Source organism: Neobacillus driksii (genome assembly GCF_013409995.1).
GTDB lineage: Bacteria > Bacillota > Bacilli > Bacillales > Cytobacillaceae > Neobacillus > Neobacillus driksii.
On sequence record NZ_JACCBX010000005.1, the window covers coordinates 249,541 to 263,361 of the forward strand.

Consider the following 13,821-nt stretch of genomic DNA (forward strand, 5'->3'; position numbering starts at 1 on the left):
ATACATTGATGTATATTTGGTGCCTGTCACCCACCTACGGTGGTGACAGCACCGGCAATGAACCAGTCCTAAGACTGGTTTTTTTGTTGTTATTGTTTCGTTTACTTTGTTGAAGGGTATACATTCAGTGAGGGGATTAAATACTATTGTACATAGACGTTACACTATATGAGGTTGTTATATGGCCACTAAGGAAAAAATCATTGAACTAATCGATAAGAATCAGAATGGGATTGAACATTTAATTGATAAGAAAATCCAAATTTGGACCGATTATGTTCTGTTTTCTGGGTTATGGTGGATGGGTCTCGGTTTATCCATTATTCCTTGGATTATTTGGTTTGTTATTAGGAAGAAGGAGAGTACGGATCGGTTACTTTATATTGCATTTTATGTCATGTCGATTTCTGTTTTATTGGACATAGTAGGAGACCAAATAGGATTATGGCATTATCGATATCATGTCATTCCTGTGCTTCCGACCTACTTTCCCTGGGATATTACCTTAATGCCCTTAAGCGTAATTATATTAATACAGATTAAACCTAACGTTAATCCTTGGCTTAAGGCCATTTTCTTTGCACTTCTTGCCTCTTATGTCGGGGAACCTTTTTTTGATTGGCTAGGTGTATACGAGCCTAAAAATTGGAACTATAGTTACTCTGTTCCGATCCAAATTGTTATCTATATGAGTGCACATTACCTCAGCGAGCGAAATAAATTCACAAAATTGAACCCTGAAGAATGAAAAAAGAGACCTAACATCTATTATGATGTAAAGATCTCTTTTATCATTTCTTAGTTTAAGATGACAATTTTCACGGTTTTTCTGCCCCACGCGATAGCATGTGCATTGTCTGGCATTACCACATCGATTTTATGACCTTTGATTGCGCCGCCGGTGTCTCCTGCAATCGCTACACCATAGCCTTCTACCCATACTTTAGATCCCAATGGAATCACAGATGGATCAACCGCAATTAATTTGATATTTGGATTTTCTTTAATATTATGGCCCATGTACGTAATATTTCCAGCTGATTGCCAGCTGTATGCAGTCGCCGTGACATACATTTCTGTGCCTGTCGTCGTACCAGCTGGTGCTGGCGTCGCAGCTGGTGCAGGAGCGTTTGCCGCTGCGATGGCTCTCGCTGCTTCTTGTTCCTGACGAACCTTCTGTTGCGCCGCTTGTACCTGAGCTTGAATTCCAGCCATTTCTTCATTTACTTGACTATATTTTTGTTGCATTACTGTTAAGGATTCTTGGCTCTTTTGTAAATTAAAATCAAGTTCAGCCTGGTGTTTGGCAAGGTTTTCTTGTTCCACAGCCAAATGTTCTTCTTGCTCTGCAATGACTTTTACATTTTCTTCGATTTTCTTAAGGTCGTTTTCTTGATCTTTAATAATATCATTATCTGCGTTAAACAGTGTTGTTACTGCACTAGCACGTTGAATAAGATCTGCGACACTCTTAGATTCTAGGATGACATTGATTGCAACATTTAGTTTTTCATCCTCTTGCAAAGCCACTAACCTACTTTTCATCACATCTTTACGGTTATGGATTTTATCCTCAAGGAAAACAATTTCCTCTTTTTTCTGTTCGATCAACTGACGAGTTTCATCAATTCTCTTCTGAGTTTCTGCTAAGGCTTCTCTATTTTGTGTAATATACGTTTGAAGTTCTTCCATCTCTTTATTAAGCTTTTCAATTTCTTGGTTAATAGAGTTCTTCTCATTTGCCTTTTGTTCAAGCTCTTGCTCCACATTATGTAGCGCTTCCTTACTTGATTCTGCATGTACCACAACAGTACCTGACACCAATATTACGCATGTTAGAACTACGAAAATCATACGCCTTACAAGTTGCATACGGTTTTCCCCCTTCTCTATTAATCTATTTATACCATGACAATGTACCAGTTATATTACAAAAATGTTAAAACTCTATCACAAATTGTCATATAACAGTGGAAAACAGTGTAAAACAATACAAACAGATGAGAAATAGAGGTAATTATTTCGGTGCCTGTCACCACCCGTGGACATTTTGCCTATTTTGTCCACGTGGGGTGGACAGTTTGTTTCTGCATGTAATTTTTACGCGATGAGGTGGTAAGATTTTGAGGTTTTTGTACGCGCAAAGAAGTGGGAAAGAGGTTTTTTGTTGTTATTTATGGAGTGGTTTTGTCAAAATTGTGAAATATATGAGGCATTATGAATTTGGTTAGTATTAATCAAGTAAAAATGAAAAAAGGCTTCGGAATGCTTCCGAGGCCCTTTTAACATGTTATCTGTTTGTCACTATTAACTTTCCATCCATTAGAATTAGACTTCCAGCTTCTCCTGAGCTGATAAAACCCTTGGGTTTTCTTTCTCACGTAATCCAACTCTTTTTCTCCGTATAGGCATTATAAAAGCGACTTTGTTGTCTTCCATAAAGGCAAAGTTTGTGAAGATATCGTAGGCGTCTTCCTCGGAAAGCGGCCTCTCTCCTTCGATCAACTGCAAGGATTGGTGGTGACAGTTAAATTGGGAGTTCGTCTCACGGATGTGGATAGTAACTCTAGATTGGTGAAGAGGGATAGAATAGTACGAATGTTGTGAAGATGGGTGGAAAGATTTTTTTGAGAGTAGCATGGCATCGTAGAATTCTGGTTTTCCTTTGATACGCATTTCCAAGGTACTCGGCCGTTCCCCAATAAATATTAATGAATTTGGCATTATTTATTTAACCTCCATTGAGACAAATATTTACATCAACATTTATTATTCGACAATAATTTTAATATTCCTTTTTTCTTCAAATAGATTCATATTAAATCTCATATTTGCATTGTTTTCACTCAAATCCTCGTGCACATCCCTCACAATCGAACTATGACATTTCTTTTACCGTTAAGTTAAAAACAACAATTGTTTTATTGGCGGTGATGAATGTGTCTTTATCGGAAAAATTGCGCAAGCTGCGCGACAATCGTAATTGGTCCCAGCAAACTCTAGCAGACATGATGAATATGGACCGCTCCACGGTGAGTCGGTACGAAACAGGAAAAAGCATTCCCACCTACCAAACGGTCATCCGGTTTTCGGACCTTTATCAGGTAGACAAGGAATATTTAGTGGAGGAACTAGACCATTTGCTTCCGAAAACTGATTTGCTTGGTTATATGACGAAGGAAAGCCTAGAGGATCCTGATTTGGACATCATCCTGCAACTACTCCAGCAAGAGCCTGAATTGAAAAGGAACTTACTAGATATCTATCTCATGCCGCCAAAAAGGCGTGCGTTTTTTATGGATTTATTAACCTATCAGATTAAAGCTAGTAAAAAACATAGAAATATTTAAAAAAGTAGGCCGCTGATCGAGTATCAGAGGCCTTGAAAAATAAAACACAGGGGGTTTTGTACTAGTTTACCCGGCAAGAGAAAAATTATACACGCTTTATGAACAAAAAAATTCCGGCGCTGCCTGGCCGGAAATGGGGACTATTTTGGAGGGTATGTGTTATTTCTTTTAACAAAGGAACCTCTGCTACCGGGGAAAGTGTTTAAAAAAGGAACCATTTTAGACTTGCTAAAAATAATTCTAGTTACGACGTCAGCAGACGAAGTTTTTTAAAAGTGTGAGATATGGTCGTGAATTTCGGATGGTGTTTGTGTATGGTGATGTGTGGGGTAGGTTCTGATCGGGCTCCAATCTCTTTCCTTTAGCTGCCCTTTCATAATCCATTCTAGCTGGCTGATTCGTTTCTTTTGATTGTTCAAGTTTTCATTGATCTCAGTGATCTTGTTTTGTAGATTGTCATTATTCTTATTGGCGCGGCCAACCATTTTTATCAAACTTTCAAGCAGCTGTTCTAAACTGGCGGCGACATCATCGTGATGTGTCAAAATGGCAGCTCCTCCTTCGTCACTGTAACCGTAACGGGTGTTGGCGGTTCAGCCTGTGTGTAGTTTGGCTTTGCGCCTAAGAAACGAATCGATTCGGCAACTACTTCTGTTACATACACACGCTTTCCCTCTTTGTTATCATAATGCCGGGTTTGCAGCCTGCCGGTAACCCCTACAACGGAACCCTTTCGACAGTATTGAACAGTATTCTCAGCAGGTTTTTTCCAGATTGTGCACTGTACAAAGTCTGCTTCTATTTCTCCATGCTGGTTACGAAATTGACGGCTAACTGCCAATGTCACAGTAGTAACTGGCAGCCCATCACTTGTTTTTCTCAATTCTGGATCCCGCGTCAGCCTTCCAACAAGCGTGACTTGATTGATCATACAATTTTCTCCTCTCCTTTTGATGGCTTTATCATAGACCTTCTCGACCTAGGTGTAAAATATTGAAATTAGGGTTTTAATGGTATTTACTGCTTCAAAATTGATTTTTCAGCTAAGCCAAAATACCATAATGAAGGGATATTTTTTTAACAAAAGGCGTATTTGCAAAAAACGACAAATATTTTTCGACATTTGTTTCCAGAACGGATATGTTATAATTTAGAAAATGAGATCGAGTAAGAGGAGGTATTGCCGATGAAATCCTTTAAATTAGTCGCTTTGGAAGTTGTGGAGGATGGAAATTCCGTTGAAATCCCATTAGAGGATGGATTAATTATCAATAAAGAAAATGAAAGTGCTAGCTGGCTGCTTGAAGCCTATACCGATTTATCCCTTTATGACTACTTCCAAAAAATCCACGAACAAAGCCGCGAGGTGATTGTACAAGCGGTAATTACCAAACGCGAAAATGATCCCGCCTATTTCCAAACTAAAATTGCATCACTCAACAAATTTCAGAACCACATTAGCGTCTTGTTTGAAGGCCGGCTGCGCCGTAACAGAAGTGATTACTCAGAACTCCTGCTCGACAGCCTGCTCGAAAAAGGCCTTGGCGGTCAGGCGTTACTCGAAGAATTTAGGGACAAAATGAAGAGAAAACCAAAGCTAAAAATGAAGCACGAATAATAAAAGGGCAGGCTGCATTGTACTGTTCCCCAAAAGTTAGAGTAACTTTTAGGGTCACATTACATGAGCCTGCCCCTTTTGCTATTTATCTGTCTCTATTGTTACGATCGTTTGCGTCACGGTCGTCTTCAATCATATCTTCACCAGGTGTATTTCTGTCTCTCATCATGTCTTTGTCAGTATCAGTGTTAATATCATTGTTGCGGTAATTAGTGTTTGTGTTGTTCAAATCATTATCATTGTTATCATTGTTATCATTGTTGCCGTTGTTGTCGTTACCGTCTAAATTGTTATCATCGTCAAGTGGTGTATCCACTTCATCGTTTGTCGGCGGTGCAGGATTTTGATCATCATCATTATTATTATTACATCCCACTAACACAGACCCTGATAGAAACACACTTGCTAGTAATAAAAACAGCTTTTTCTTCAAACGTAAAAGCCCCTTTCAATGTAAAAAATATTGACCCTTTTATCGGTCTTATGTTATTTTCCCCAAGTATGAAAGGACTATTACAAAAAAAATAATCGGAGAAACCTCCGACTATTTTCCTAATGCAAACGTGATTTCCGCTTCACATGCGACTTCTCCATCAACCGTAGCGACTGCTTTTCCTTTTCCTATTGGACCACGCAAGCGAATGATTTCAACTTCAAGTCGCAGTTGGTCACCCGGCTTAACTTGTCTTTTAAAACGACAGCCATCAATTCCAGCAAAAAATGCCAGTTTGCCGCGATTTTCTTCTTTTTTCAATACCGCAACTGCTCCCACCTGCGCAAGTGCCTCAACAATTAGCACACCTGGCATTACCGGATAGTCAGGAAAATGACCATTGAAAAATTCTTCGTTTGCCGTCACATTTTTAATTCCGACAGCCTTAACCCCTTCTTCAACCTCTAAAATTTTATCTACAAGCAAAAATGGATAACGATGGGGAATAATTTCTTTTATTTGTTGCACATCTAACATTTTTAGTACCTCCTCATAGGAACAGATATATACATTTTACTATTAAGAGCATACAAAAAGGAAGAGCCACTGGCCCTTCCTCGTTTATTTTTTTTCAACTAAATCAATAATATGTGTCCAAGTGGAGCCTTTTAACACATCTCCCGCATCCCCATTACCGAGCACACCATAGCCAAACGCGGCACCGGCTACCATAAAAACACCAGTAAAAATAACCAAAAGAAGTATTCTAAGCCAAATTGGGATCAAACGGATACGAATCCTTTTTTTTGCAACTTCAGCCTTTTGGGCTTTTTGAGCAACTTTAGAAGTCTTTTGAGTGGTAGTATCTTGCTGATCTGCGCCTTTTGCCTTTTTATACTCTTCCCTCGTCTTCACCTGGTTTAGATGATTTACTGACATCTCTTATTCCCCTTTAACCGAAATCTGTCTATAGTAATTGGACATATAGTGTGTCCATTCTTCTGCTGTTTTTTTCGTTTTACCTAATATTATACTCTATTTTATAAAAAAATTAGGGAATAGACAGTATTTTTTTGCAGAAAAAGTATTTCCATGGCAAAAAGTGGCGAAAACTTTTAGTTGCGGTGGGGTTTTTCACGCCCTCAAAACATAAAAAAGTCCAATGATCAGATCATTAGACTTTTTCAATGGTAAGATGTCCTACCTTATTAGCCAAACTTTCGCTTCGTAATGCGGTCAATGTTGTCTAACATGATGCCTGTTCCAATTGCCACGCAGTCCATTGGGTTTTCGGCCACTAAGACTGGCACTTTGAGCTCGTCTGCAAGCAATGCATCGATTCCATGCAGCAAAGCTCCTCCGCCGGTTAAAATAACGCCCCGGTCAATGATATCAGCTGAAAGTTCTGGTGGTGTGCGCTCTAAGACGCTCTTAGCTGCCTGAACAATCACAGAAACCGATTCGCGTAAGGCACCTTCAATTTCTTCTGAATGAACGGTAATCGTACGCGGTAAGCCGCTGACCATGTCCCGTCCGCGAATTTCCATTTCTTCCGAGCGTGATCCTGGAAATACGGTACCAATGTTGATTTTAATATTCTCAGCTGTGCGTTCACCGATCAATAGCTTGTACTCACGCTTGATGTGATTGAGAATTTCCATGTCGAACTTGTCGCCGGCCATTTTAATGGAGGAAGAAGTAACGATATCGCCCATTGAAAGAACTGCTACATCTGTTGTTCCACCGCCGATGTCGACAACCATGTTACCGCTTGGCTGGAAGATATCCATACCTGCGCCAATCGCTGCCACCTTTGGCTCTTCTTCTAAGTAAATTTTCTTGCCGCCGCTTTTTTCTGCCGCTTCTCGAATTGCTTTTTGCTCAACGCTTGTGATATTCGTTGGACAGCAAATCAGAATACGCGGTTTGGATAAAAAGCCCTTTACGTTCAACTTATTAATAAAATGTTTTAACATTGCTTCTGTTACGTCAAAGTCAGCGATAACTCCATCTTTTAACGGGCGGATCGCGACGATGTTTCCAGGTGTACGTCCAACCATGCGGCGAGCTTCCTCACCAACAGCTAGAACACGATTCGTATTTTTATCTATTGCTACGACCGATGGCTCATTCAATACAATTCCGCGGCCTTTTACGTGAATTAACACGTTAGCCGTTCCCAAATCAATCCCTATATCCCTAGCAAACATTCTCTTTTCTTTCCTCCTTGAAACGGTCATACTTTCCTAATTGCTAATTGTACCATATTCCATAAAAATTCCATACTATTATCCCAAAAAACGTAGAAATTTGTCGGAAAAAATTTCTTGAAAGAGAATGCCCGCCTTTTTAGCCATTAAAAATGGCCCTTTCCCCGACTCTCTTAGAATGCACCAAGAAGTCATTTGAAAATGGCCATTTTAAACATTTTTTGCATGTCTGCAGAGATACCTTCTGAAAGCCGGCCTATTTAACAGCCTCACCTTCTTTTTCTTCCTTCTGGTACTTCATTTTCGTCGCTTCTCCACCCCGGAGATGTCGGATTGATTTATGATAATCTAAAATCTCTTTTACCTCATTTGCCAGTTCAGGATTTATTTCAGGAAGCCTCTCTGTTAAATCTTTATGGACAGTACTTTTGGATACGCCAAACTCCTTCGCAATGACACGAACCGTTTTTCTCGTCTCCACGATATACTTTCCAATCTTGATAGTTCTCTCTTTGATGTAATCGTGCACACCACTCGCCCTCCCTAAATTGGATGTGAGAAGTGCGAAATGAGACCCGCTTATCACTAAGACGATATACTGCAACCGCATGCTGCATAAACTAAGCTAACCCTCATGCGCCAGAAAGCATACTGCCCTCTGATCGATACGATGAATAATCATGTCCCCAACTAATTCCACAAAAGCCTAAAACGACTCTTCACCTCAAACACTCTCTTTGTAAAGGTTTGTAACCATTTTATTAGCTTGGATACGGGAATATGCACGAATTATCCAACAAGGACAAGGTATCATTTTAATTTTTTGAAAAATCGGACATTTATATCAATGGATGGTACCTCTTTCGCATTTATCGACACATCCGCGAAAAAGCTGAAATCCTTGACGTACTTGGATTTTTACGCAACGGGAATGATCTCCAAGATTATTTCCTGAGAAATCTGTCGATACCAAAAGTCGAATGAAAATTTTTCAAAAAATATTTTTTTCGCTTATAAACCCGTTTTAGCAATCATTTTTCCACTGTGTTTTTAAAAAAATATTATATAATGATGTGAATTAGACGGAAAGGATTCGAATAATGCAGCCTTTTACAGAAAAAGTCGTAGAAATTATTAAAAATATTCCCGAAGGCAAAGTCATGACCTATGGACAGATTGCAAGAGTAGCCGGGAGCCCGCGTGCAGCACGTCAGGTGGTTCGTGCTCTACATTCGATGAGCAGGAAGTACAGCCTTCCTTGGCACCGCGTAGTCAATAGTAAAGGCCAAATCGCCCTTCAAGACGATGAATCGTATCACGAGCAGCTGTTTTCGCTAGAGAGTGAAGGTGTCGAAATTGGTATAGAGGGCAAAATTGACTTAGCCAAATATCAGTATCATCCGGTTGAAAGCGATGGCGAAGGACACTTTTTTCAGTAAGAATGAACGTCATTGCCACCAAAAACTATATAGGACTTTCGCTTCACCGACTGATTTTCACAAATGTTAAAAGCCTTAATGAAACCATTTCCAAAAAGTTATCAACTCAGAAAAAAAATCCAAAACAAAAGACAAGGCCTTGTGACGCAAGGCTTTTTATAGTGCAAAAATGTGTTCTAGACGGTTTGTCACAAGCCGCGCTAGTATTAGTCACACAATGACCAATCTGTTCCGAAGATTTTTCAAGGCATGGTATTTTGTATCCGTTTTCACATCTTAGAAGATGTTCGGGCGTGGTCAATAAAAGTAAAGGAAGTGGATAAATCTTGGGGAAAAAGAAGAAGAAAGTCTTAGCAAGCGCCTTATCACTAGGTCTTATTTTTTCAAATCTTCCGTATGCCACAGCTGCACTTACGGATGTTGAAGGGTATGACTTGGTAGACGGCTCTGATTTTGAAGACAACAATCTGTGGGGTTTTACGGCAGCGAGCTCGACTGTTTCCATCAATGAGCAAAATATTAAAGGAAACGCAACTGATAAACTTCAATACACGATTGTGAATGCATCTGGCGGCCGTGTGGCCACAAAGAATTTAGAAACAGCAGTTAAAGGTAAAGACATTCTTGTCAAACTAGACTGGTATCCCGGCAAGAACAATGATAAAGGAACAAGACAGTTTGAGAATTCTGGGGAACTTCGAATTATAGATAACTCCGGAAACATTATTTTCACGTTAAACAATACCAATACGGAAGCGATTGAGTACTTCGCAGGCAGCCAAGCCCCTGCTCAAACCTTCGCTACCAATCAAGAAACCTGGTATGAAGTCAATGTCCATTTTGATTTGATTAAAAACCAAGCTGTTTTATCTCTAAAGGATAAAGAATCTGGTGAAACACAGGAATACACGTCATCCCTAGAAGGTGTTGCGTTCGACGGCTCTGTAAAAACGGTGAAGCTTGTCGGCATTCGGACATCTGGAAATAACCACTCTTGGACAACCTACCTCGATGATTTTGGCATCTATAGTGTACCTATCCCAGGTAATACCGTCTCTAAAGTAGATCAACTACGATACCACCAAGTCTATGTAAATGAAACAACAACTGATATATCATCCATCGGCCTGCCACAAACGGTAACCGTCACGCTAGCTGATAATAGCAAGAAGGAAGTGGCTGTTAGTGAGTGGAAGACTGTCGGGAAAGAATGGAATCCTGAAGAATCAGGGGTATACGAGTTTAAAGGAACACTTGCCCAAACAGAGGGAATCGACAACAGCTTTAACCGCGAAGCCACTCTTTATGTCTATAACCGCTTGACTGCTCCGAGTACAGAAAGACAAAAAGAATGGCTGGACCGAGGCGTGATTGCCCTTAAATCTGAAAATGGAAACTTTGTCAGCTGGCGTTTACTTGCCGATGAATATGCGAAAGATGTCACCTTTAATGTCTACCGAAATGGAGAAAAATTAAACTCTAAAGCACTTAGTGTGACAAACTACCAGGATGCAGAAGGCACAGCTGATGATACGTATACCGTTGAAACACTTGTGAATGGCAAATCCGTTGAGAAAAACGAGGTGAAAGCATTAGGTGAAGATTATCTTTCCATTCCGATGCAAAAGCCTGAGGGCGGAACGACTGCCACTGGCAATTACGAGTACACCGTAAACGATTCTAGTGTAGGAGACTTGGATGGTGATGGCGAGCTAGAGGTTATTGTAAAATGGTATCCAACCAATGCCATTGACAGTTCGCAAACGGGTATGACAGGTCCAACGATTTTTGATGCGTATAAATTAGACGGAACGTTGTTATGGCGTATTAATATGGGACTTAACCTTACTTCCGGTGCCCACTATCATCAATTTGTCGTAGCCGATTTTGACGGCAATGGAAAAAGTGATTTCCTCATCAAAACAGCTGACGGAACGACTTCCTATGGGGCAACTGATGGCAAGTTCGACAGCAGTAAGGTGTTAAGTCAAATTGGTAATCCAGAAGACAATGGAAAATGGCTGGGTGAAAACGGCCACGTGATCGGCGGACCTGAGTATATCTCTGTCTTTAATGGTGAAACAGGAGAAGTCATTGATACCATCGATTATGCATTCCCGCTTGGAGATGATAAGGGCACTTCATGGGGTGATACTTGGCAGAACCGTTCTGACCGTTTCCTTGCTGGTCTAGCTTATTTAGACGGCAAAACGCCAAGTGCCATTTATGGCCGCGGCTATTATGAACGAACAAGTTTTGTTGCATATAGTGTTAAAGGCGGCAAGCTTGTAGAAGAATGGACATTTGATTCGAACGAGGCTGGCCGAGGCAAAAGCTTAGGGAACCACAATCTTGCAACTGGCGACATTGATAATGATGGCTTCGATGAACTAATAGCTGGTAGTTTAACACTTGATCATGATGGCAGCATTGTTTACGCCATGGACGGAGAAATGCAGCGTGAAACAGGATCACACGGGGATGCGCTTCATGTCGGTGCATTTGACCCTGATCGTGACGGCCTCCAAGTATTTGGCGTTCATGAAGTTCCTGCTGTTGCTTCTTTAGAATTACATGATGCTGCAACAGGTGAAACATTTATGTCGTACTTTGGCTCTGTTGATGCTGGTCGAGGCGTCGCTGCGAATATTAGTAGTGAACCAGGCTATGAGTTCTGGGGCTGGGGCGGTGACACCGTTGAAACAGGCGGAGGTATTTACAATGTTCAGGGTAAGGTAGTCGCTGACAGCTCTAGAGACGCTGGCCTTTCTGCAAACTTTGCCCTTTACTGGGATGGCGACCTTCAGCATGAGTTACTTGATAATACCTCGATTACCAAATACAACGAGGCAACTGGCAAAGCAGATCTCGTAAAAGCTTTCCAAGGTGTTCATAGTAATAATGGAACAAAAGCCAATCCTACGCTGCAGGGTGATATAGTTGGTGACTGGCGTGAAGAGGTTCTCCTTCCTACAAATGACAATACAGAGCTTCGAGTATTCAGCACCACCGTTCCAACGGAGTATCGATTGTATACGCTCATGCAGGATGATCTCTACCGTAATGGTATTGCATGGCAAAACACAGCCTACAACCAGCCGCCTCACATCGGTTTCTACCTAGGTGAAGATATCCGTGATCGTATCCTTGCAGGCGGCCTGCAGGCACCGAGTGTAGACTATACAGCGAACCTTAAATCTATGAAACATACTGTTGCCCTTGAATTACAAGCACCGGTCTTGAAAAATAGCCTAGATCAAGTACAGCACCAGTTGTATGACGGGAAAATTAAACAAGCAGTAACACACATGGAAAATTTCAAAATGCACCTTAACAAGTCAGCAGTGGATCAAGGTCTGAAAGCTAAATTACTTTCTGACGCTGACCAATTAATCGCTAGTTGGAATACAAAATAACGTTCAATAATAGAAGGGTAGACTGATCAATCTGTCTACCCTCCTTTATATCTTTGTAAGACCTAGAGCCAGATGGTCCCATAATATTTTTTCAACCATTTCCCATTTGTGGTCCTCACACCGTACCATAAGGACAATTTCTGACGTGATATTTTTGCTGCCCCGTTTACTTTTTTTGAGCATCAGCATTTTTATTAAAAACCCCAAAAGCAGTCCTGAAACAGCTCCAATGATTCCCCAAAGAATCGGTCCCCATTTCAGTTCATAGCCATATATGGCTCCAAGCAACATTAAACAGGTTCCTAAAATGGACGGACCGTCAAATAAACTAAATCCATCTGATTTATGAATACTATCAAACAGGTTTCTTGGTTCCTTCCGCTTATCAAGCGGGGCGGCTAAGATCAATTCCTTTGAGATTCCCTGCTGCTCGAGTGCCGTAATCGCTAGCTCAATATAAATGGAATTCTCAAATGTAGCAATAACAAACATCCACTCAACCCACTTCTTAAAAAGGAAATTTGAACTCTTTCTTTTGGTAATTTTCTCGTAAAAATCTTTTCATCTCTTTCTCAAATAGAACATTGTATTCAATAGCTCCGCAGTAAGCGTCATAATGGATAAAAAAATAGATGGAAGGCAAATACATGGCCCACTGCATGTGTAAAATTTGTTTTGCTACATCAAATTCTCCGAGCATGGTCAGGTGAATGGCCTGTGGCAAATGTCCAAAATACATGAGTGCCACTGTGTAAGCAAAGATAAAAAATCCGACAATAACTTTATGTATATATAAATGTCCCAGACCTGGGAACAACACCGACCATAGAACCGCTACCCACGGTTTTCGTTTATCCAAAAAATTTATATCCCATGCACCCATAGCGATCGGCTTCAAAGGCGCATCCTCCCGATTTGCTAAAATGTATTGCTTATTCATGTCAACTGTCTGTCGGTAACCGTCCCAAATTCCAAACATATAGATTGCCACATAAAGCATCAGCCATTGTTCGTCTATTACATCCATCGCTTTCGAAAAATCACCTGTTAAGGTATAAAATATTCCAAGATTTACTTTGGCACTTTGATTAATAAAGGTTTCCCAGAGGATGAGGATAAATCCAGCAATATAACGATGAAGCAATAAATGACCAAAGCCAGGGTAAGAAAATGAAAAAAATGCTACCACCCACGGGTTCTTTGGATAAAGTACTGTCGTTGTAAATTGGGATAAGTGCGCCCTTTGTCTTCGGACTTGAGGATATTGGCTCAATTTGGTTCTCCTGTCTTTTAATTGTTATTTTTGCTTTTATTTGACCTAAATATCCTAAAAAAACAGAAACCAATGACTGGTT

At 40.5% G+C, this 13,821-nt stretch carries 16 protein-coding genes; 5 read left to right on the forward strand and 11 right to left on the reverse strand.

Annotation, left to right across the window (positions count from 1 at the left end):
• The first annotated feature begins 181 nt into the window (after nucleotides 1-181).
• Complete coding sequence (locus F4694_RS13075; RefSeq protein WP_179598515.1) at nucleotides 182-748, forward strand: CBO0543 family protein; 567 nt, start codon at nucleotides 182-184, stop codon at nucleotides 746-748.
• Nucleotides 749-798: 50 nt separating this feature from the next.
• Here F4694_RS13075 and F4694_RS32665 read toward each other — a convergent pair whose 3' ends face one another.
• Entirely contained in the window at nucleotides 799-1,872 is a 1,074-nt protein-coding gene (locus F4694_RS32665) for a 3D domain-containing protein (protein WP_179598517.1), read from the reverse strand.
• A 456-nt stretch (nucleotides 1,873-2,328) separates the two neighbouring features.
• A complete protein-coding gene (locus F4694_RS13085; RefSeq protein ID WP_179598519.1) occupies nucleotides 2,329-2,724 on the reverse strand; it encodes a hypothetical protein in 396 nt (131 codons plus the stop codon).
• 215 nt (nucleotides 2,725-2,939) lie between these two features.
• On the opposite strand from F4694_RS13085, the gene F4694_RS13090 reads away from it, so the two are divergent.
• Nucleotides 2,940-3,350: a helix-turn-helix domain-containing protein gene (locus F4694_RS13090; RefSeq protein WP_179598521.1), complete on the forward strand. Its 411-nt coding sequence runs from the start codon at nucleotides 2,940-2,942 to the stop codon at nucleotides 3,348-3,350.
• 269 nt (nucleotides 3,351-3,619) lie between these two features.
• On the opposite strand, the gene F4694_RS13095 is transcribed toward F4694_RS13090, so the two are convergent.
• Both F4694_RS13095 and ssb read right to left on the reverse strand, forming a co-directional pair.
• Nucleotides 3,620-3,895 (reverse strand): hypothetical protein, encoded by a 276-nt coding sequence (locus F4694_RS13095; protein WP_179598523.1) that lies wholly within the window; start codon nucleotides 3,893-3,895, stop codon nucleotides 3,620-3,622.
• Nucleotides 3,892-4,281, reverse strand: coding sequence for a single-stranded DNA-binding protein (gene ssb / locus F4694_RS13100; protein WP_179598525.1), 390 nt, complete (start codon nucleotides 4,279-4,281; stop codon nucleotides 3,892-3,894). The genes F4694_RS13095 and ssb overlap by 4 nt, the downstream gene beginning before the upstream one ends.
• Before the next feature lie 255 nt (nucleotides 4,282-4,536).
• Here ssb and F4694_RS13105 point away from each other — a divergent pair, with 255 nt between their 5' ends.
• Nucleotides 4,537-4,968: a YwpF family protein gene (locus tag F4694_RS13105; protein ID WP_179598528.1), complete on the forward strand. Its 432-nt coding sequence runs from the start codon at nucleotides 4,537-4,539 to the stop codon at nucleotides 4,966-4,968.
• Between the two features lie 85 nt (nucleotides 4,969-5,053).
• Here F4694_RS13105 and F4694_RS13110 read toward each other — a convergent pair whose 3' ends face one another.
• The 5 genes from F4694_RS13110 to spoIIID all read right to left on the reverse strand — a co-directional run bounded on the left by F4694_RS13110 (nucleotide 5,054) and on the right by spoIIID (nucleotide 8,140).
• Nucleotides 5,054-5,401, reverse strand: coding sequence for a hypothetical protein (locus tag F4694_RS13110; RefSeq protein ID WP_179598530.1), 348 nt, complete (start codon nucleotides 5,399-5,401; stop codon nucleotides 5,054-5,056).
• 111 nt (nucleotides 5,402-5,512) lie between these two features.
• Nucleotides 5,513-5,938 carry a 3-hydroxyacyl-ACP dehydratase FabZ gene (gene fabZ, locus F4694_RS13115; protein WP_063254781.1) on the reverse strand — a complete coding sequence of 142 codons (426 nt, stop codon included), beginning with the start codon at nucleotides 5,936-5,938 and terminating at the stop codon, nucleotides 5,513-5,515.
• Nucleotides 5,939-6,022: 84 nt separating this feature from the next.
• The gene (locus tag F4694_RS13120) at nucleotides 6,023-6,340 is read right to left on the reverse strand and encodes a DNA-directed RNA polymerase subunit beta (RefSeq protein WP_179598532.1); all 318 of its coding nucleotides are present in this window, start codon (nucleotides 6,338-6,340) and stop codon (nucleotides 6,023-6,025) included.
• Between the two features lie 269 nt (nucleotides 6,341-6,609).
• Nucleotides 6,610-7,611 (reverse strand): rod shape-determining protein, encoded by a 1,002-nt coding sequence (mreB, locus tag F4694_RS13125; protein WP_179598534.1) that lies wholly within the window; start codon nucleotides 7,609-7,611, stop codon nucleotides 6,610-6,612.
• Between the two features lie 256 nt (nucleotides 7,612-7,867).
• Nucleotides 7,868-8,140, reverse strand: coding sequence for a sporulation transcriptional regulator SpoIIID (gene spoIIID / locus F4694_RS13130; protein ID WP_007086083.1), 273 nt, complete (start codon nucleotides 8,138-8,140; stop codon nucleotides 7,868-7,870).
• 571 nt (nucleotides 8,141-8,711) lie between these two features.
• Here spoIIID and F4694_RS13135 point away from each other — a divergent pair.
• Together F4694_RS13135 and F4694_RS13140 are read left to right on the forward strand one after the other, a co-directional pair.
• Nucleotides 8,712-9,050 (forward strand): MGMT family protein, encoded by a 339-nt coding sequence (locus F4694_RS13135; protein ID WP_179598536.1) that lies wholly within the window; start codon nucleotides 8,712-8,714, stop codon nucleotides 9,048-9,050.
• Between the two features lie 326 nt (nucleotides 9,051-9,376).
• Entirely contained in the window at nucleotides 9,377-12,466 is a 3,090-nt protein-coding gene (locus tag F4694_RS13140) for a rhamnogalacturonan lyase family protein (RefSeq protein WP_218895644.1), read from the forward strand.
• A gap of 45 nt (nucleotides 12,467-12,511) precedes the next feature.
• On the opposite strand, the gene F4694_RS13145 is transcribed toward F4694_RS13140, so the two are convergent.
• Nucleotides 12,512-12,958, reverse strand: a complete 447-nt coding sequence (locus F4694_RS13145) for a hypothetical protein (RefSeq protein WP_179598539.1) — start codon at nucleotides 12,956-12,958, stop codon at nucleotides 12,512-12,514.
• A 16-nt stretch (nucleotides 12,959-12,974) separates the two neighbouring features.
• A complete protein-coding gene (locus F4694_RS13150) occupies nucleotides 12,975-13,739 on the reverse strand; it encodes a hypothetical protein (protein WP_179598541.1) in 765 nt (254 codons plus the stop codon).
• Between the last annotated feature and the right edge of the window lie 82 nt (nucleotides 13,740-13,821).